Source organism: Pedobacter sp. Bi27, assembly GCF_918698255.1.
In the GTDB taxonomy this organism is placed as follows: Bacteria; Bacteroidota; Bacteroidia; order Sphingobacteriales; family Sphingobacteriaceae; genus Pedobacter.
This window is the reverse complement of record NZ_CAKKMW010000001.1, coordinates 418,713-436,780: the sequence shown is the minus strand read 5'-3', so window position 1 is coordinate 436,780 and position 18,068 is coordinate 418,713. Positions and strand designations below refer to the sequence as shown.

The 18,068-nt window shown below is 37.5% G+C and carries 18 protein-coding genes; 8 read left to right on the top strand and 10 right to left on the bottom strand.

From position 1 onward, the window contains the following. Nucleotides 1-63: 63 nt before the first annotated feature. The 6 genes from murA to LQ227_RS01610 all read right to left on the bottom strand — a co-directional run bounded on the left by murA (nt 64) and on the right by LQ227_RS01610 (nt 6,590). Nucleotides 64-1,389 carry a UDP-N-acetylglucosamine 1-carboxyvinyltransferase gene (murA, locus tag LQ227_RS01635; protein WP_230143971.1) on the bottom strand — a complete coding sequence of 442 codons (1,326 nt, stop codon included), beginning with the start codon at nt 1,387-1,389 and terminating at the stop codon, nt 64-66. Between the two features lie 87 nt (nt 1,390-1,476). After that, on the bottom strand, nt 1,477-2,166 hold the full coding sequence (locus tag LQ227_RS01630) for a DUF4290 domain-containing protein (protein ID WP_230143972.1): 690 nt from the start codon (nt 2,164-2,166) through the stop codon (nt 1,477-1,479). Nucleotides 2,167-2,628: 462 nt separating this feature from the next. Further along, nucleotides 2,629-3,126 carry a histidine phosphatase family protein gene (locus LQ227_RS01625; protein WP_230147970.1) on the bottom strand — a complete coding sequence of 166 codons (498 nt, stop codon included), beginning with the start codon at nt 3,124-3,126 and terminating at the stop codon, nt 2,629-2,631. Further along, a complete protein-coding gene (locus LQ227_RS01620; RefSeq protein ID WP_230147968.1) occupies nt 3,119-4,150 on the bottom strand; it encodes a glycosyltransferase family 9 protein in 1,032 nt (343 codons plus the stop codon). Before LQ227_RS01620 ends, LQ227_RS01625 begins: the two co-directional genes overlap by 8 nt. 73 nt (nt 4,151-4,223) lie before the next feature. Then, nucleotides 4,224-4,826, bottom strand: a complete 603-nt coding sequence (locus tag LQ227_RS01615) for a DUF4254 domain-containing protein (protein ID WP_230143975.1) — start codon at nt 4,824-4,826, stop codon at nt 4,224-4,226. A gap of 75 nt (nt 4,827-4,901) precedes the next feature. After that, nucleotides 4,902-6,590: a helix-hairpin-helix domain-containing protein gene (locus LQ227_RS01610; protein WP_230143976.1), complete on the bottom strand. Its 1,689-nt coding sequence runs from the start codon at nt 6,588-6,590 to the stop codon at nt 4,902-4,904. An 88-nt stretch (nt 6,591-6,678) separates the two neighbouring features. Here LQ227_RS01610 and LQ227_RS01605 point away from each other — a divergent pair, with 88 nt between their 5' ends. Next, the gene (locus tag LQ227_RS01605) at nt 6,679-7,305 is read left to right on the top strand and encodes a hypothetical protein (RefSeq protein WP_230143977.1); all 627 of its coding nucleotides are present in this window, start codon (nt 6,679-6,681) and stop codon (nt 7,303-7,305) included. A 262-nt stretch (nt 7,306-7,567) separates the two neighbouring features. On the opposite strand, the gene sppA is transcribed toward LQ227_RS01605, so the two are convergent. Then, on the bottom strand, nt 7,568-9,334 hold the full coding sequence (gene sppA / locus LQ227_RS01600; RefSeq protein ID WP_230143979.1) for a signal peptide peptidase SppA: 1,767 nt from the start codon (nt 9,332-9,334) through the stop codon (nt 7,568-7,570). Nucleotides 9,335-9,374: 40 nt separating this feature from the next. On the opposite strand from sppA, the gene folK reads away from it, so the two are divergent. Further along, nucleotides 9,375-9,881: a 2-amino-4-hydroxy-6-hydroxymethyldihydropteridine diphosphokinase gene (gene folK, locus LQ227_RS01595; protein ID WP_230147965.1), complete on the top strand. Its 507-nt coding sequence runs from the start codon at nt 9,375-9,377 to the stop codon at nt 9,879-9,881. Between the two features lie 107 nt (nt 9,882-9,988). Here folK and pssA read toward each other — a convergent pair whose 3' ends face one another. Then, nucleotides 9,989-10,681, bottom strand: a complete 693-nt coding sequence (pssA, locus tag LQ227_RS01590; RefSeq protein ID WP_230143982.1) for a CDP-diacylglycerol--serine O-phosphatidyltransferase — start codon at nt 10,679-10,681, stop codon at nt 9,989-9,991. Between the two features lie 65 nt (nt 10,682-10,746). Further along, on the bottom strand, nt 10,747-12,483 hold the full coding sequence (rho, locus tag LQ227_RS01585) for a transcription termination factor Rho (protein WP_230143983.1): 1,737 nt from the start codon (nt 12,481-12,483) through the stop codon (nt 10,747-10,749). A 424-nt stretch (nt 12,484-12,907) separates the two neighbouring features. On the opposite strand from rho, the gene pyrF reads away from it, so the two are divergent. From pyrF to LQ227_RS01555, 6 genes are all read left to right on the top strand, one after another. Then, nucleotides 12,908-13,747: an orotidine-5'-phosphate decarboxylase gene (gene pyrF / locus LQ227_RS01580; protein ID WP_230143985.1), complete on the top strand. Its 840-nt coding sequence runs from the start codon at nt 12,908-12,910 to the stop codon at nt 13,745-13,747. A 65-nt stretch (nt 13,748-13,812) separates the two neighbouring features. Then, the gene (locus LQ227_RS01575) at nt 13,813-14,190 is read left to right on the top strand and encodes a GxxExxY protein (protein WP_230147963.1); all 378 of its coding nucleotides are present in this window, start codon (nt 13,813-13,815) and stop codon (nt 14,188-14,190) included. Between the two features lie 48 nt (nt 14,191-14,238). Next, entirely contained in the window at nt 14,239-15,147 is a 909-nt protein-coding gene (locus tag LQ227_RS01570; protein WP_230143989.1) for a DMT family transporter, read from the top strand. A 99-nt stretch (nt 15,148-15,246) separates the two neighbouring features. Continuing rightward, nucleotides 15,247-16,530, top strand: a complete 1,284-nt coding sequence (locus LQ227_RS01565) for a DUF2851 family protein (RefSeq protein ID WP_230147961.1) — start codon at nt 15,247-15,249, stop codon at nt 16,528-16,530. Nucleotides 16,531-16,582: 52 nt separating this feature from the next. Further along, the gene (locus LQ227_RS01560; RefSeq protein ID WP_230147959.1) at nt 16,583-16,798 is read left to right on the top strand and encodes a hypothetical protein; all 216 of its coding nucleotides are present in this window, start codon (nt 16,583-16,585) and stop codon (nt 16,796-16,798) included. Between the two features lie 134 nt (nt 16,799-16,932). Further along, nucleotides 16,933-17,151 (top strand): PspC domain-containing protein, encoded by a 219-nt coding sequence (locus LQ227_RS01555; RefSeq protein WP_047799560.1) that lies wholly within the window; start codon nt 16,933-16,935, stop codon nt 17,149-17,151. Nucleotides 17,152-17,229: 78 nt separating this feature from the next. On the opposite strand, the gene LQ227_RS01550 is transcribed toward LQ227_RS01555, so the two are convergent. Continuing rightward, on the bottom strand, nt 17,230-17,886 hold the full coding sequence (locus LQ227_RS01550) for an ankyrin repeat domain-containing protein (protein ID WP_230147957.1): 657 nt from the start codon (nt 17,884-17,886) through the stop codon (nt 17,230-17,232). Nucleotides 17,887-18,068 lie beyond the last annotated feature (182 nt).

Here is an 18,068-nt window from a genome sequence, read left to right as displayed (position 1 = left end):
TATTACCCGGACGTTTTTATTTATGCTATTTTCGCTTTAAGCTTTAGTCTTTCTGCTTTAAGCTTAATGACTCGGTGCATCAGCATTAACACGTTTAATCTGCGCACCTAAGGCACGTAAACGGGTGTCGATATCCTGATAGCCACGTTCAATCTGTTCGATGTTGTAAATGGTCGATTTGCCTTCAGCAGATAAAGCTGCAATTAACAATGAAACTCCAGCTCTAATGTCAGGAGAAGTCATGCTGATTCCACGAAGTTTATATTTTTTATCAATACCATTAACGGTTGCGCGGTGTGGGTCGCATAAGATGATTTGAGCACCCATATCGATCAATTTATCCACGAAGAATAAACGGCTTTCGAACATTTTTTGGTGGATTAAAACGTTTCCTTTTGCCTGTGTAGCCACAACCAGCACAATGCTCAATAAGTCAGGCGTAAAACCTGGCCAGGGAGAATCGGCAATGGTTAAAATCGAACCATCGATAAAAGTATCGATTTCATAATGTTTTTGTGAGGGAACATAAATATCATCGCCACGGCGCTCTAATTTAATGCCCAGTTTTCTGAAAACCTCTGGTATTACACCCAGTTCATCATAACAAACATCTTTAATGGTAATTTCCGACTCTGTCATTGCAGCCATACCAATAAAAGAGCCAATTTCGATCATATCCGGCAACATTCTGTGCTCAGTTCCGCCTAAAACGCTAACGCCTTCAATGGTTAACAAGTTCGAGCCAATGCCCGATATTTTTGCCCCCATGCGGTTAAGCATTTTGCAGAGTTGCTGTAAATAGGGTTCGCAGGCAGCATTGTATATCGTAGTAATGCCTTTTGCTAAAACAGCCGCCATTACAATATTTGCCGTTCCCGTTACCGATGCTTCGTCTAATAAAATATATGCACCCTTTAAATTAGTTGCATCTACATTAAAGAAAGCTTTTTTGCTGTCGTAAACGAATTTTGCACCTAATTTTTCGAAACCTATAAAGTGTGTGTCCAGTCTTCTACGACCAATTTTATCACCACCTGGTTTCGGGATTGCTGCTTTACCAAAACGTGCCAACAATGGTCCAACAATCATAATCGAACCACGTAAACCACCACCTTTAGCTTTAAAAGTATCAGATTCAAAGAAATTCAAATCAATATTTTTAGCTTCAAAGGTATAGGTGTCTTTATTGATGCGCTCAACGGTAACGCCTAAATCGCCAAGTAACTCAATCAGCTTGTTAACATCCTTAATGTCGGGAATATTACTGATGGTTACTTTCTTTTCGGTAAGCAATACAGCCGATAAAATCTGTAAAGCCTCGTTTTTGGCTCCCTGAGGGGTAATTTCGCCTTTTAATTTAATTCCGCCTGTTATTTCAAATGCGTTCATGTTTTTTTAGTATCAAGTACAAAGTATCAAGTATCAAGATTGGGCGGATATTTTAACCTTCCGCCTTCTGCCTTTTACCCTTCACCTTTAATATTTAGGTTTATTGTTGTTATTGCGTTGACGGTTATTATTGTTGTTATTTTGACGGTTTTTTCCGTTGTTGTTATTATTGTTGCTTCTGCCCCGGTTATTGTTGTTGTTATTACTTTGGCGAGGGTTTTGTGCTCTAAATTCTACCTTTGCCAGGTTAACACCTTCATCAAGAGATAACAATCCGCCAGAAAGGTACTTTAAGTCCTTAATAATGGTATCATCACTCACATTATCTTTATTCCAGGTAACATAAGCCATTTTCATAAAATTTGCGATGCTTTGAACCATTGCCTTTTTTATTTCGGCATTTTCTTCGCGCATGGCTTTTTCAATTAAATTCTCAACCGTTTTACCATAGTGTTTGTAGGTAATTCTTTGTTGAGGATAGGCCAGGGGCTCTGGTTTAATGTAAGCATTCTCAATTAATGGTTTAGGATAAGGACTGTCTACATCAATCTGGTAGCCAGAAATAATGTGCAGGTGATCCCAAAGTTTATGCTTAAAATCGGCAACATCACGTAAATGTGGTTGCAAAAAACCCATCAGGTCGATAACCGCCTGGGCATATTTATTACGTTCTTCAATGGTGGGTAATTCGCAGATATACTTCACCATATTTTGTACGTTACGGCCATATTCCGATAAAATCAAATGGCTACGCGTAGTATTATAGTCAAAATTCATGTACAGATAAATTAATGGATAAATTTTCTGGCGATACGAATTATGAAATAACCAGAGGAGTTTAGGTTATGAATTCACCGAAATGTCTATTGCCAGATTTTCGTTTTATATATTCAAAGGTAATAAAATTATTTGATTAGAGATGTTAATATTGGATGTGAAATATATGCTTTAGTTTTTTGGAAATGTTCGTTCAGGAGTTCTTGGCGCATTCAGTCCCGTTATTCGCTTTAGCCCCGATAAAGGATCGGGAGCTGCCGCTACTACCGGGTTTATTTTACGTCAGGTTGTGCTTATCGGGAAAACCTTTCCAGCGCCAATGAGCTAAAGCCGTTTTAAGTATTTATGGAGTTGGCCAAAGCCGATCTGTATTGAGTTAATGTAAACACACAATAATTTCCTTGTAATCTGTGTTTCCGTGGCAAGTAATTAACTGACTACTAGCCTTAATGTTAAAAAACCTTAAACCTCGTCACTATTCTTCGGGTAATCAAAAAACACCAATTCTCCTGTTCCTTTGCTTACCATTTGCCATGAATCAAAAGGAAAAGAAATTAACACCATGCCTGCAGTTGGAATGTTGTAAATGTCGGCATCGCATAACTCGTTCGCAAAATCTGTAAAACCGGGGTTATGACCAAACATCACTACATGGTCTGCGCCATTATTTAACCCATTTACCACTTTAAGTAGGGCTCTGGTATTGGCTTCGTAAATAGATTCTTCAAATTGGATATGGTCGATATTATAGGCTTCTGCAAAGTATTTAGCTGTAGATTTAGCTCTTTTCGCCGGACTACTTACAATCAGATCTAATTTGAAACCTCTATTAATTAATCTTTCAGCCATTTCCGGCGCATTTTCTTTGCCACGTTTGTTTAGCGGTCGGTCGAAATCTTTTAAATCTAAATTTCCCCAATCCGATTTACCGTGACGGACCAAAAGTAATTGCTTAGCCATTTAATTTCTCTTTAATTTTATCTACAATTGTTTCAGGCTTAATTAAGTCTATACAGTTTTCAACACCGCAAAGGCAGGGTTTGTTTCCATAAATAGAATTGGGCCTGTTAGGGTGATCAATCTGAATGCAATCGCTTTCCAATTGCCCGTAACCCAAAAAGCCAGCATATGGATGTGTTGGTCCCCAAACTGAAATTACGGGCACACCAACAAGCGATGCCATATGCATGCCGGATGAATCCATACTTAACATTACATCCAAGTTTGAAATAATGGCAAGCTCTTCCGTTAAGTTAAAATTACCGATTAAATTATGAGCGTTTTTATTCGTTTTCGCCCAGTTTTGGGCAATTGCCTGTTCTGTTTTACCACCACCAAATATGAAAAGTTCAAAGTCCAATCTGCTTAATGAGGCAATTACCACTTCCATTTTTTCTAAAGCATATATTTTATAAACATGTTGCGCAAAAGGGGAGATGCCTATTTTTTTTGTGGTTTTATTGGCAAATAAGTTTTGTGCATTTGCCGGAATTGCCTGCGGAAATTTATCTAGTTTATAACTTAGCTTAATACTAAATCCCAATTCGCGGAAAACATCGGCATAACGCTCTACCGTTTTTCTGAGCGGTTTAAAAACTTTGTTATTGTTACGTGTTAATCTCTTTTTCTCTGCTCTTCCTTTATCTATCCGCCTAATTTCTGTTCCGGTTAAACGAAAAAAAGTAGAAATTGCCCTGCTCCTCAAATTATCGTGTAAATCGGCTATTGCATTTGGTTTATAGCTGCGGAGTTCCTGATAGAGTCTGTATAAACCATCAATTCCTTTATGAACGGTTTTGGGCTCGATAGGATGGAAGATCAGGTTCGGAATGCGATCAAAAAATGGCTTAAAAGCAGATCTGCTCACCATGATGATCTCTGTATTTGGGTTCTGTTCTGAAAATTCGTGTAAAACAGAGGCTGCCATGGCCACATCGCCCATTGCCGAAAAGCGTAAAACGATAATTTTTTGGGTTGCGGCCATAATGTTTTACCACGGAGGCACAAAGAGCACCAAGGGATTCTTTGTGTTCTTCGTGTCTTTGTGGTTGATTAATTTATGCTTTATTATACAATACCGGATTCAAACTCGGATCGTTGTACATTTTCATTTGTTTATATACTTTCATGTATTTTTTACCCGCCTCAATATCTGCCAATAACTCATCGATACTGGTTGAAAGATCCTCGCGTTGCGATAACAATACATTTAATTTAGCCTGACATTGTGCACGGTGCTCAGCTGAGGCACTTTCGCGTTCAGCTTCTTCCTGCATATGGTAAATTTTCAATGCCAGAATAGAAAGCCTATCTATCGCCCATGCTGGGCTTTCTGTATTGATTTTTGCATCTGGCAAAGCCGAAATCCCCTGATAAAGATTTGAGAAATAACCATCAATAAACTCAACCATATCGGTACGTACCTGGTTTTGTGCGTCAATGCGTCTTTTCCAGCTCAAACCTTCAACAGGATCAATTTGAGGGTTACGCACCACATCCTCCATATGCCATTGTGCTGTATCGATCCAGTTCTTAAGATAAAAGAGATGCTCTAAACTTTCGGCATCATATGGGTTTTCAACCGGATGGTCAATATCATCAAACTTATGGTAGTCTGTAATTACTTGATTAAATATGCGGTTGGCAATTTCACTTATCATGGGGCAAAGTTATGGTTTTTTACCACAGATTTTCACAGATGAACACAGATTTAAACTTATCCGTGTTCATCCTTTTTATCTGTGGTTAATTTGTTTTTTGCGGTTAAAGTAAGCTGTAATCTCCTCCAAAGAAAAAGCATTTAAACATTTGTCGGCACTTAAACCACCTTTGCGGGCAACTAGAATGCCGTAATGCATATCATGGAAACCTTCCGTTCTATGGGCATCTGGATTTACAGAAAGCAATACGCCTTTATCTAAAGCATAACGGTGCCAGCGCCAGTCTAAATCCAAACGTAAGGGATTCGCATTGATTTCGATCACTACTTTATTTGCTGCACAGGCATCAATAATCTTTTTATAATCTATCGGGTATCCGGCTCTGCTTAACAATAAACGGCCTGTTGGATGCCCTAAAATGGTGGTATATGGGTTTTCAATGGCTTTTAGTAAACGTGCGGTTGCTTTTGCTTCGTCCATGCGTAAATTGCTATGTACCGAGGCCACTACAAAATCGAACGTTTTTAAAATATCATCCGGATAATCCAATGAGCCATCACTTAAAATATCGCTCTCAATACCTTTGAAGATTTTAAAGGGAGCGAGTTTTTTATTGAGTTCGTCAATTTCCTGGTGTTGTGAAAAAACACGTTGCTCATTTAAACCTTTCGCATAAACAGCAGTTTTAGAGTGATCACAGATCCCTAAATACTGAAGATTTAAGTTTTCTTTACAATATACAGCCATTTGCTCCAGGGTGTGTACGCCATCGCTCCAGGTAGAGTGGTTGTGCAAACTGCCTTTTAAATCTTCATATAGGATTAAGGTAGGGAGTTTACCTGCTTTCGCCAGGTCGATTTCATCAAAATCTTCACGAAGTTCAGGAACAATGAAAGATAAACCTGCTTTACTGTAAATTTCTTCCTCACTTGTAAAAGGACCATTACCTGCTAATACTAAAACTTTCTCTACATGTTCGGTATTTCCGGTGTGTTTGAACCATTGTAAATAAAATTCAGCTTTTTCAACTGCATAAATTTTTATCCTGAAACCAGCTTCAGTGGTGCAGATGTAAGCATTTTCCGCTTCAATCAAAGAAAGTGCTTCGAAAGCAGGCAAATTTTGTTTAAGGGTATCAATTTGTTCAGCACCGATCACAATTTCCAGTTCATCGATAATCTCACAAGCGCGTCGGTACTGACCCGCAAAGCCCAAAAGTGCACTGCTGTCAATTTTTCCAGTCCAATCAGCAAGCTGTGTAAATAAAGTTTTGGCAAAACCCTCAACCTGTGCGTATAAAAACCGTCCATTGGCCGCGAGTTTAAATTCGATTGCATTCTTAATTTCTTCCTGGGTTTTTAAACCGAAACCTTTGGCTTCAATTAAGCGGTTTTCGTTACAGGCATAATACAATTCACCTATACTTTCTATACCTAAGGTACGCCAGATAATGAATATCTTTTTCGGTCCGATGCCCTTTATGGCCAGCATTTCTACTACACCTTCGGGTGTTTTCTCGCGAATTTCATTAAGCTCTTTTAGTTCTCCTGTTTGGAGAAGTTCAATGATTTTGGAAGCCAGTCCTTTACCAATACCTTCAATTTTATCCAGTTCATCTAAAGGTTTATCCTTTAAAGCAAAGGGTAATTTATCTACCTTAAAATAGGCATTTGCAACAGATTTAATTTTGAAGGGATTTTCTTCGTGCAGTTCCATAAGCTGCGATAGCAGGCGTAAGGTGCGGGCGATGGTCTTGTTTTCCATAAGAGGTAAAATTAGGAAATAATGCCTCAAATCCTTCTTGTGCTTATAAAATTAAAACACAAATTTATTAAAGTCTTGTTTTACAATCATGAAATCTATAAAATTCGCCCTCTTGGGATTAAGTATGAGTGTAGCCGCTTGTCAATCTGCCAGTAAAACAGATCATAATGCCGATTCTGTAAGTAATTTAGCATCAGCCCCAACACAAAGTGTTGATGAGCGCTTCCTGGTTGTCGCTGGTCGGTCAGTTGGAGAAATTGCACTTGGAGAGGATATGGAAGAGGTAGGTAGAAAATTAGGCAGGCCAAATGCCGGTGATGCCGCAATGGGGAAAGCCTGGGGGATTTGGTACAGTGACGATTCTACTGCGAAACACCGAAACGAAATTGCGGTATATTCTTCTTATCGGGACACGAGTATGCGTGCAAAAGATGTAAAACAGATTAGAATTACCTCCAATAGGTTTAAAACAAAGGATGGCCTGGCTACCGGGAGCACGTTGGAAGATGTGAAATTGAAGTTCCCAACCATTGAAAAACTTTCTGCCTATTTAAATGAAGATAAAGATACCGTTACGGTTTATGATGCCAAAAAAGATGGAATTGGCTTTGAATTTTTAAAAGGAAAAAGTATTTCCTTAACGGTTCATCAGGTGAATATTCCGGTTAATGCGACTTATCTTACTTTGCATCCCGAATGGAAAGTGATAGAGTAGGAAGAAGAATTGAAATAAAATGTATGGTCTAAAGGTCTTTCAATCATTCTTAATTTGATCCTCATTTTTTAAGGAAAAAACTAACGCTTATTTTTTTGGCGTTACCCAAGCTACGCAAGGGGCGGGCTTTTCAGGGCTTCGCTTCGCTCCGGTACCGATGAAAATCGGTACTGAACCCTTCCAATCCCTAACGCAAACCCAGAGTGAAATAAAACTTTAATATTAAACCTTGCAGGTTTTAGAACACTGCAAGGTTTAATTATTACTTAATTACTGCTTCAAATGGCATTCTGGCCTGAATGCCAGAGCTTGCAATTACCTTTTTCATTTGTTGGTAAAGCATGTAGTTATCGCCAAGTTCTTGTTTGGTGTAATAGGTTTTAATCCTGTCTGTACCCTCATCCATTAACGATTTCCATGGGTCAATTACATCTGGATATTCTACAACCTTATAATTCTTTAATTTAGCCTTTTTAGCGGCTGCCTTAATAGCATCGTTAAAACTACCTATTCTATCAGCTAAACCAATTTGAACGGCATCTGTACCGATCCAAACGTGGCCACCACCAATGCTATCGATATATGCTTTGCTTTTCTTTCTTCCATCGGCTACACGGCTTACAAAACCGCTGTAAATTCTGTTTAATTCATTTTGGATAATGAATCTTTCACCTGCAGTCATAGGGCGGTTAGTGGCCATAATATCGGCGTATTTACCGGTTTTAACGCCATCAAATGTAATTCCCAGTTTGTTGGTCATTAAATTTTGGAAGTTCGGGATGATACCGAATACACCGATCGAGCCTGTAATGGTATTCGGTTGCACAAAGATACTGTCGGCAGCACAACCAATGTAATAACCACCTGATGCGGCAACATCGCCAAACGATGCAATAACTGGTTTTTCTTTTCTGGTCAATACAATTTCTCTCCAGATCACATCCGAAGCAAGTGCGCTACCTCCGGGCGAGTTTACACGTAAAACCACCGCTTTAATGTTATCATCCAAGCGTGCTTTTCTAATTGCCCTGGAAATACGTTCCGAACCGATCTGGTTGTCAGAACCTTCGCCGCCATTAATTTCGCCATTGGCATAAATTACCGCTACTTTATCTTTTCCTTCGCCGGTATCAGTATTGTTTTTCGCATAGTCGTTAATCGTTACCGAACGGATATTTTCACCCCTGGTCCTTCCAGATAATCCCCTCAGCTCTTCTAAAATCTGATCTTTATATTTCAGGGCATCGATCATTTTAAAGTTTACGGCATCTTGTGGCTGTTGTACTTTGTAATTATCGGCAATGTTATAAAGACTATCTTTTTGAATGTTTCTGCTTTGCGCAATATCAGTTAAGAAAGTATTGTACAATCCGCCAACATAAGCTGTAACCTGTTTGCGGTTATAATCGCTCATTTTATCTAAAATGAAAGGCTCTACTGCACTTTTATAGTTTCCTACACGGATAACCTGCATTTCTACTCCAACTTTTTCTAAAGTTCCTTTAAAGAAAGTTAATTCAGAGCTGAAACCTTTAAATTCTAAAGCGCCTTCGGGATTTAGATAAACTTTATCAGCAACTGACGCTAAATAATAAGCGCCTTGTGTATACACTTCGCTGTAGGCAATAATTTTTTTGTGAGATTTTTTGAAATCGATCAACGCATTCCTAACTTCGCGCAAAGTTGCAAAACCTGCATTCGGACTGCTCACATTCAGGTAGATGCATTTGATATTATCATCTGTTTTGGCTTTTTGTACCGCTTTTAAGAAATCGTTTAAGCCAATACCATCTTTTTCTTCACTACCAACAATTGGCAGGTTTCCGAATGGATTTTTGGGTGTACGTTCTGTAATGGCCTGGTCTAAATTTAGGAATAGTACCGAATTGTTAGACACAACAACGGTTTTGTCGCTATCAATAGAAGATATTAAACCCACAACAACTACGAAGCAGATCACAAATACAATTACTATTGATAAGAAAAAGCCCAGCATAGAGGCAAATAAATACTTAAAGAATTCTCTCATTTAAATGTTTTAATTTTGTGTTGTAAAGATATAAAAATACATGATGCTTAATAAAGCTTTAGAGTACAACACGGCTTATTTGTTACTGGGTGGAAATTTAGGCGATAGGGAGGCGAATTTGAAAAAAGCCATCGAACTATTGAACGATAAAATTGGTACTGTGACCGCCATCTCATCTCTTTATGAAACCGCTGCGTGGGGTAAAACCGACCAACCCTCTTTTTTGAACCAAGCTGTAAGTTTACGAACCCCTTTAACGGCGCTTGAAGTTTTAGAGTATGCATTAAGTATCGAGCAGGAATTGGGCAGGGTAAGGAAAGATAAATGGGGAGAACGGTTAATAGATATCGATCTGATCCTTTTTGGAGAAGAAATTATCAATATTCCGGATAAACTTCAGGTACCTCATCCCCATATGCAAGATAGAAAATTTGTAATGGAGCCTTTGGCTGAAATTGCACCAGAGGTGATACATCCACTGTTGGGCGAAACGATGCTCGATATTTGCAGAAATATTACAGATCCGCTTGAGGTTAAAAAACTGTAGCGCATTAATCTTTGATTTTTGCAGAAAAGGAACGCAGATTTTAAAGGATTAATCTAATGCGCTATGATCTGCGATTTTAATCTTCTTAATCTGCGGGAAAAACTTAGTTATATTTTATGATTAGTCGCACCCCTAAAATGCAATACCGATAAAGCAATATATAATACCAGGACAAAAGGAATTGCTGCAAATTTTAGAAAAGCTATTAATATGGCCGATAGGATGAGGAAGATAAATTTGATTTTATTTTTCGCCCAGCTTAAATCGCTGAATTTTAAAGAGAATATTTTTATTTCGCTCACCAGTAAAAAACTTGTAATTGCTGTAATGGCAATCAGTAAAATACTAGAACCAATAACCTGAGGATAATCGTTGGCAATAAAAGCTAGGGAACAGATAAACAAAGTATTCATAGGTGTATTCAAACCAATAAAATCTTCCGTTTGCCTGGTATCGTTGTTAAATTTGGCCAGCCTGAGTGCCGAAAAAATAGTAATGATAAATCCAAGATAAGGAAGGTATTCAGATGAATAATCGCTTGCCTTTAACAAATGAAACATGATTACCCCCGGTAAGAACCCAAAACTTACCATATCTGCTAAAGAATCAAGATCTTTTCCAATTGCCGATTTTACATTTAATAAACGCGCAACCATACCATCAAAAAAATCGAAAATTCCAGAGAAAATAACGAAATAGGCTGCGGTTTCTAAATTGCCTTTAAATGCAAAAACGATTCCGATACAACCTGAAAAAAGGTTTGCACAGGTAATCGCATTAGGGAGATTCTTTTTAAGCATGGAGGTGGGCGCTAAGCGCATGGGGTTTGAAACGCATTACTCCAAACCCCAAACGCCAAACTTATTTAGCTGTTCATCGAAATTAAGAACTCTTCGTTACTTTTTGTTCCTTTTATTTGAGATTGAACAAATTCCATCGCCTCTTGACTGTTCATATCGGCAAGGTGGTTACGTAAAATCCATACACGTTGCAAAATATCTCTATCTAACAATAAATCATCGCGACGGGTACTTGAAGCCGTAATATCAATTGCAGGGAAGATACGTTTGTTAGATAATTTACGATCTAACTGTAACTCCATGTTACCTGTACCTTTAAATTCTTCGAAGATAACTTCATCCATTTTAGAACCTGTATCGGTTAATGCGGTAGCTAAAATGGTTAATGAACCACCATTTTCGATGTTACGTGCCGCACCGAAAAAACGTTTTGGCTTGTGTAAAGCGTTTGCATCAACACCACCTGATAATATCTTGCCAGATGCTGGTGCTGTTGTATTGTAAGCCCTGGCCAAACGTGTAATCGAATCTAAAAGGATTACCACATCATGTCCGCTTTCTACCAAACGTTTCGATTTCTCTAAAACAATATTGGCAATTTTAACGTGGCGCTCAGCCGGCTCATCAAAAGTAGAGGCAATTACCTCTGCTCTTACACTACGGGCCATATCGGTAACCTCTTCCGGACGTTCATCAATTAATAAGATAATTAAATAAACTTCAGGGTGGTTTTTAGCAATTGCATTGGCAACCTCTTTAAGCAGGTTGGTTTTACCTGTTTTTGGCTGTGCAACAATTAAACCCCGCTGTCCTTTACCAATAGGTGTAAATAAATCCATAATACGGGTAGAGTAATTGCTGTTATCCGTAAATAAATTTAATTTTTCTGTTGGAAAAAGTGGTGTTAAATAATCAAAAGGAACACGGTCGCGAACCTCAGCAGGAATTCTGCCGTTAATGGTTTCTACACGAACCAGTGGGAAATATTTTTCGCCTTCTTTTGGCGGACGGATGCTACCTTTTACAGTATCACCGGTTTTCAAACCAAAAAGTTTTATCTGAGACTGCGATACATAAATATCATCAGGAGAAGTTAAATAGTTGTAATCTGCAGAGCGCAAGAAACCGTAACCATCAGGCATAATTTCTAAAACACCTTCATTTGTAATTACGTTATCGAAATCTAAGTTGGAGTAACTGTTTTCGTTTTTGTGGTGATTGCCACCACCCGGTTGTTTTTGCTGGCGGTTTTCGTCGCGCTGTGGTTTTTCCTGCTTTTCTTTAGGCTCTTGTTTTTGTTTTGGAGCTACCGGAAGTACTTCTGCACTTTCTTCTATTAAAGCTGAGATTGGTTTTACACTTTCTTCAGATTCAATAATTCTATCTGGTTGTCTTTCTGGTTGTTGCTGGTGTTGAGGCTCGTCAAATAACGTTACAGCATCTCTTCTTCTTTCAATTGGCGCTGCAGGCTCGTCTTTCGTTAACCTTGCTCTTTTTTTAACAGGCTTGTCGGCTGTAGTAGCTGGTTTTTCAGCGGCCACTGCAGAGGCGGCTGCTGCGGCTGCGGCAACTTTTGGTGCTTTTGCAGCTTTGGTTTTAGGTGCAGGAGTAGCTGCAATAGGTTCGATTTCGCTATAAGGGTCTGCACCGGCTTTAGCAGCATTTATAATTTCTTGTTGGTGTAAAAGTACTTCAACAAGGTCGATTTTTCTTAGGGAGTCGGCACCTTCAATGCCATAGCTTTTAGCTAGCTCACGTAATTCTGTTGTGAGCTTATCATTTAATTCTGTTTTACTAAACATTCTAAATATATATGTTTCAAGAAATTTTTCATTTGTTTATAACGGATGTTTTCTGTTATAAATCTACACAGGCTTAAATATATTTGTGTTAGTGTAGGCCTGGCGTTTCATTGTGTATAAATTCTTAAGGCTATAAAACATTAAATGAGTTCATTATGGAAAATGCTCAAATTGTTTCATAATTGTTTATAAGCTGAATAAAAAGCAACATGTGCTTTTAAAAAATGGTAACAAAAAACAAGTCTTGATAAATTTTTCTGGGATATTCAGATAAACGGTTGAGAAATTATGTTGCAATTGTATGTATTTGAAACGTAATCTGCAAGCAAAAGTTTAAAATGTTTATAAAAATAATTAATGTGAGCATTATTTTGTCGCTCAGAAAACTTAAAAATCTTCATATTTGCAGCAAATAAGCCCATATATGACAAAGCAACAACTTTTCGAGCAGATACAAAAAAAACGTTCATTTTTATGTGTCGGATTAGATTCTTCGTTAGATAAGATACCAAAACACTTATTGAAGTATGAAAACCCGATTCTGGAATTTAATAAACAGATTATTGATGCCACAAAAGATTTATGTGTAGCTTATAAACCCAATACTGCTTTTTATGAGTGTTATGGAAAAAAGGGATGGGAAACTTTGATCGAAACCTGGAAATATATTCCGCAGGATGTTTTTTCTATTGCTGATGCTAAAAGAGGCGATATTGGCAATACTTCTGCCATGTATGCCGAAACGTTTTTCAATGCTGCATCATCAGAGATGAGTTTCGATTCGGTTACGGTAGCACCTTATATGGGGAGCGATTCGGTAACGCCGTTTTTAACTTTTAAAGATAAATGGGTAATTCTTTTGGCTTTAACCTCGAATGCCGGCCATGCCGATTTTCAATTACAGGAAATTGGCGAAGATAAACTTTTCGAAAAAGTACTTAAAACATCGCAAACCTGGGCTACAGATGAACAGATGATGTATGTGGTAGGCGCAACCCGTGGGGCAGCTTTTGGTGATGTACGTAAATTAGCACCAAATCACTTTCTTTTAGTGCCAGGTGTTGGCGCACAGGGAGGAGATTTAAATGAAGTGTGCAAGTATGGTCTAAATGCACAATGCGGATTGCTGATTAATTCTTCGAGAGGAATTATCTATGCCAGCCAGGGAGAAGATTTTGCCGAAAAGGCCAGGGAAGAAGCGTTGAAACTTCAAAAAGAAATGGAACAGATCCTACTTAAAGCTGAATTAATTAACCACAGATAAAAAGGATGAACACAGATTTGGGTTTTTCAACACTTGTGTCGAAATATTTTTTATAAATTGGTTTCATGGATAATCTAAATGAAATCACTGAAAAAATAATTGGAGCTGCATATAAAGTTTCAAATACTTTAGGAAGTGGTTTTTTAGAAAAAGTGTATGAAAATGCATTATTCATTGAAATTAAAAAAGCTGGATTAATCGTCACAAAACAACACGCATTACAGGTTTTCTATGATGATCAAGTTGTAGGAGATTATTTTGTCGACTTGTTTATTGAAAATGAAGTTGTTGTCGAACTAAAAACAGCTAAAGTAATAACGGATATCCATCAGGCACAATTAATGAACTATTTGATCGCTTGTAATAGACGCTGTGGTTTAATCATAAATTTTGGTAAGCCAAGAGTTGAAATAAAAAGAATGCTCAACGGCTATAGTCTCTAAAATATCTGTGTTTATCCGTGTTCATCTGTGGTTAAACATATATCAATCATGAAATCAAAAATAGATCTTAAACTCATCCTCGCCCTATTTGGCGTGGCCTTGATATGGGGCACAACATATTTAGGAATAAGGATTGCCGTAGAAAGCATTCCGGCCTGGTATGTAACGGCCATTCGTCAATCTGTTGCTTCGATAATTATATTGGTTCTGTTAATTAAACAGCAGGAACTAAAATGGATTGGATGGTCGAGTTTTAAACGACAGATCTTACTGTCTATTTTAATGGTGGTAATTGCCAATGGCATGACAACCGTTGCCGAAAAGACTATTCCAAGTGGATTGGCTTCCTTAATTAACGCCACTTCTCCCTTGCTCGTATTTCTCGGATGCGTATTTCTGGGAATTCAAAAGGCTAGTTTAAAGGGATTCATTGGTGTTTTTATCGGGTTTTTAGGTATTGTTTTTATTTTTAGAGATGGTTTGAATGATTTGCTTGAACCAGGTTACCGAAATGGAATTTTATCGTTGATTATTGCAGTTTCAGGTTGGACAGTCGGCACCATTTATTCGAAGAAACACAGTGGTAAACCTCAATACATTTTCTTAAATCTATTTTACCAGTTTGTGTTTTCGGCCATTATTCAATTGGGCTTAGCAATGGTATTCTCCGGCAAGGCTGATGTAAGTTCCTGGAAAACAGAAAGCATATTTGCCACAGTTTATTTAGCTGTTTTCGGATCCGTTTTAGGCTACTTCTGTTATCATTATGCCCTAAAAAAGGTTTCAGCATCCGAAGTTTCCATCTTAACTTACTTCAACACCATTATTGCCATATTTTTGGGTTGGTTAATTTTAAATGAAAAGGTAGGTATAGATTTAGTAGTTGCAACCGTTTTAATCATTGCAGGGGTTTTTATTACCAATTATAAAAAGAAGGCCGAAGTTAAAGCAACTTAATCTTTAAGGATGTGTTGTAATTAAGACTTTAGCATAGATTTTAAGTGACAAAATATGTAATTATTTATAGCTTTTCAGAATATTTCGTTACCTTGAAGAATGAATTTTCCAGAAGATTTTCTTCATTACGTATGGCAATTCAGGTCGTTTGACTATAGCGGGCTGCAAACCACTGCTGGAGAAAACCTGAAAATTATAAATCCAGGCTTACTAAACAAAAATGCTGGTCCGGATTTTTTTAACGCGAAAATCGAAATTGGCAATACCACATGGGCTGGTAATGTAGAAATACACCTCAGGTCGTCAGATTGGTTAAAACACAGTCATCAAATTAATCCCGCCTACGAAAATGTAGTCTTACATGTTGTTTATGAGCATGATGCGGAAATAAAAAGAATAGACAATACTGTTTTGCCCGTTTTGGAATTAAAACACCGTATCTCTACCGATCTCATCAAAAAATACGAAAACCTATTTCTCACCTTAACTGATTTTCCTTGCATTGCACAAATTGGAACGGTAGATCAATTAATTGTCGATTCTTTTTTATCAAGAACCTTAATAGAGCGTTTCGAGCAAAAAACGAATGCTGTTACAGAAACCTTAAACGAATTAAATGGGAATTGGGATGAGACTTTTTACCGTTTCCTGGCGCGTAATTTTGGCTTTAAAATAAATGCTTTGCCTTTCGAGTTGTTTGCCAAAGCCGTTTCGCAGCACATTTACGCCAAGCATAAAAATAACCCAAACCAAATTGAAGCACTGGTTTTTGGTGCCGCTGGTTTTTTAAACGATCAGTTTGAAGAGGAGTATCCTAAAAAGCTAAAGGCCGAATTCCAGTTTCTTCGAAAGAAATACAATATTAAACCTATAGAAGTTTCGATGTGGAAATTTATGCGGATGAGGCCGCAAAACTTTCCTACGATCAGATTGGCGCAATTTGCGGCGTTAATTGTAAAAGCCAATCATCTTTTTTCTAAAATAATGGAAATCAAAGATACAGCTCAATTGCATGCTTTGTTCGAAAACCTACCGGTAAACGATTACTGGAAAACACATTATCATTTTAAAAAAGAAACTTCTGGTGTAAATACACAAATTGGGAAAACATCTGTTGATAGTGTTTTGTTAAATACGGTGGCTTTGTTTTTATTCGCGTATGGTAAACACACAGGTACACAATACTATATTAGCAGGGCGATAAAATTGTTGGAGCGTTTGCCAGCTGAGCAAAATGCGATTACAGATAAATTTACCGGAGCAGGAGTGAAGATGGATCATGCATTTGCTTCGCAAGGAATTTTGCAGCTTAAAAAGCAATACTGCGATGAGAAAAAATGTCTATATTGTGGTATTGGAATTAAAATTTTAAAGCAGGCCTAACCAAATGCTGATTTCAAACAAAACTTTCTACACTATAATCTGTTTTTAAATTATGGAATTTCCACACGAGCTTAAAGAAGTATATCCTAATCAGATTATTGAGGTTAGGGGTAATGCCGATGCCTTAACTGTTATTTTAAACAAAGATGTCGATATCCATAAATTTAAAGCAGAACTGATCAAAAAGTTTTCAGGACTGGAAGAACAACAAACGCTTTTTATTAAACACGAGGATAAACAGGATTTTGAAAAATTGGTTTTGGAATAATCGGGATAGAATATGCTATTGAAATTTAACCGATTATTATTGCTAAATTAGAGTTTGGAAATCAAATTATGATTTCGGTTTCCAATGATTTTATCTTGTGGTATTGTTATTAAGATTTTTAAAATAAGCTTAAAATGTTCCAAAGAATTATAACCTATTTTGAACAACAGAGTTTTGGCGTTTCTACTTATTTGGCTAACAAGTTGAACATGAGCACAGCGAAAGTGCGTTTGTTTTTTATTTATTCGTCGTTTTTAGCGGTGGGCTTTCCAATATTGTTCTATTTTTTGGCAGCTGTTGTGCTCGATATCAGGACGTATATGAAAAGAATGCGATCAAGGATTTGGGAATAAAATGTAAGAGCTAGTATGGATGATGGAAAATGGTTGCTAAATCAGACTCTTGACTAAAGACTCACGACTCCAGACTAATTAATCATCGTCTCTTAAAATCTCAGCAATTTCATTAAAGCCTTTTTCTGCGGCTAAATCTGCAGGTAGTTTTCCACCTTCCATGCGCAAAGAAACTTCTGCTCCGTGTTCTAACAATAAAATAATCAATTCTATATTTCCTAATTGTGCGGCGGTATGTAAGGGCGCCAATCCTGCCTTCTGACAAACATTCGGGTAGGCGCCTGCGTCTAACAGTATTTTAGTAATATTGAAATTATTAGCAGCAACTGCCGAGTGGATCGGAAATACATTAAATCCATTTTTTGATGGCAGGTTAACATCCGCACCTTTTAAAACTAAAAAACGGGCTAAATCTTCATGGCCGAAATAACAGGCTAAACCTAATGGTGTAAAGCCATCTTCCGAAAATTCGTTAATACTATTAGGACTTTGAAATATTAATTGCGATGCTGCATCAAATTTGCCCACTGCACAAGCTTCGAACAAGGTTAGGTTATCTACAAATTCAGTAATTAAATCGGCTATTTCCTGTTTTTTATAATAACAGGCCAATAACAGTGGCGAAATGTGATGAGAAGTATCAACATTTGCCAATTTTGGGTTTTCAACCAAAATTTCTTTTACTGCTTGTAAATTTCCAGCCTCAATTTGCTCTTCGAGTTGCGCTATGCCCATAGTATTGTTTCAAAAATCGCTTTAAATTAACAAAAATTAAGAAATTGTAAACTTTATTGCTTAAATATATATAGTGTAAGGCAATCTACCAAGACCTCAGCGGTCAAAAAAACATGATATCTGAAGAAAAAGAGCCACCGGTCGAAAAATTGCCGACTGAAAGCTGTTAGCTCATTTGGGCG

What these genes read in the sequence shown, in the direction of transcription:
- murA (WP_230143971.1), bottom strand. Translation starts at nt 1,389, where the DNA reads ATGAACGCATTTGAAATAACAGGCGGAATTAAATTAAAAGGCGAAATT.
- LQ227_RS01630 (WP_230143972.1), bottom strand. Translation starts at nt 2,166, where the DNA reads ATGAATTTTGACTATAATACTACGCGTAGCCATTTGATTTTATCGGAA.
- LQ227_RS01625 (WP_230147970.1), bottom strand. Translation starts at nt 3,126, where the DNA reads ATGGCTAAGCAATTACTTTTGGTCCGTCACGGTAAATCGGATTGGGGA.
- LQ227_RS01620 (WP_230147968.1), bottom strand. Translation starts at nt 4,150, where the DNA reads ATGGCCGCAACCCAAAAAATTATCGTTTTACGCTTTTCGGCAATGGGC.
- LQ227_RS01615 (WP_230143975.1), bottom strand. Translation starts at nt 4,826, where the DNA reads ATGATAAGTGAAATTGCCAACCGCATATTTAATCAAGTAATTACAGAC.
- LQ227_RS01610 (WP_230143976.1), bottom strand. Translation starts at nt 6,590, where the DNA reads ATGGAAAACAAGACCATCGCCCGCACCTTACGCCTGCTATCGCAGCTT.
- LQ227_RS01605 (WP_230143977.1), top strand. Translation starts at nt 6,679, where the DNA reads ATGAAATCTATAAAATTCGCCCTCTTGGGATTAAGTATGAGTGTAGCC.
- sppA (WP_230143979.1), bottom strand. Translation starts at nt 9,334, where the DNA reads ATGAGAGAATTCTTTAAGTATTTATTTGCCTCTATGCTGGGCTTTTTC.
- folK (WP_230147965.1), top strand. Translation starts at nt 9,375, where the DNA reads ATGATGCTTAATAAAGCTTTAGAGTACAACACGGCTTATTTGTTACTG.
- pssA (WP_230143982.1), bottom strand. Translation starts at nt 10,681, where the DNA reads ATGCTTAAAAAGAATCTCCCTAATGCGATTACCTGTGCAAACCTTTTT.
- rho (WP_230143983.1), bottom strand. Translation starts at nt 12,483, where the DNA reads ATGTTTAGTAAAACAGAATTAAATGATAAGCTCACAACAGAATTACGT.
- pyrF (WP_230143985.1), top strand. Translation starts at nt 12,908, where the DNA reads ATGACAAAGCAACAACTTTTCGAGCAGATACAAAAAAAACGTTCATTT.
- LQ227_RS01575 (WP_230147963.1), top strand. Translation starts at nt 13,813, where the DNA reads ATGGATAATCTAAATGAAATCACTGAAAAAATAATTGGAGCTGCATAT.
- LQ227_RS01570 (WP_230143989.1), top strand. Translation starts at nt 14,239, where the DNA reads ATGAAATCAAAAATAGATCTTAAACTCATCCTCGCCCTATTTGGCGTG.
- LQ227_RS01565 (WP_230147961.1), top strand. Translation starts at nt 15,247, where the DNA reads ATGAATTTTCCAGAAGATTTTCTTCATTACGTATGGCAATTCAGGTCG.
- LQ227_RS01560 (WP_230147959.1), top strand. Translation starts at nt 16,583, where the DNA reads ATGGAATTTCCACACGAGCTTAAAGAAGTATATCCTAATCAGATTATT.
- LQ227_RS01555 (WP_047799560.1), top strand. Translation starts at nt 16,933, where the DNA reads ATGTTCCAAAGAATTATAACCTATTTTGAACAACAGAGTTTTGGCGTT.
- LQ227_RS01550 (WP_230147957.1), bottom strand. Translation starts at nt 17,886, where the DNA reads ATGGGCATAGCGCAACTCGAAGAGCAAATTGAGGCTGGAAATTTACAA.